The sequence below is a fragment of the Colwellia sp. MB3u-4 genome (assembly GCF_014077065.1).
Classification (GTDB): domain Bacteria; phylum Pseudomonadota; class Gammaproteobacteria; order Enterobacterales; family Alteromonadaceae; genus Cognaticolwellia.
Map to the genome: position 1 here is coordinate 1 of NZ_JACGVE010000012.1, position 255 is coordinate 255.

The 255-nt window shown below is 41.6% G+C and carries 1 rRNA gene; it reads left to right on the forward strand.

What is annotated here, in order from left to right:
• Positions 1–157: 157 nt before the first annotated feature.
• Positions 158–255: ribosomal RNA gene (gene rrf, locus H4J61_RS00045) — 5S ribosomal RNA — on the forward strand; the annotation flags it as partial.

Below are 255 nucleotides of genomic sequence, written 5' to 3' on the forward strand. Positions count from 1 at the left end.
TTAAGTTGTGTGCTGTTTGACATAGTAGTATTGCGTAGGAATATGCAACATCACGTACATGAGTGATGAATAAGAGAAACAAAGAACACAAATGTATTTATAAAAAGTAGAGCAGCGATGCTTTACTGACACAGCTTTTTAGATTGTACCCTTTTTGTCTAGCGACAATAGCGACATGGCCCCACCTGATCCCATTCCGAACTCAGAAGTGAAACGTGTTAGCGCCGATGGTAGTGTGGGAGTTCCCATGTGAGA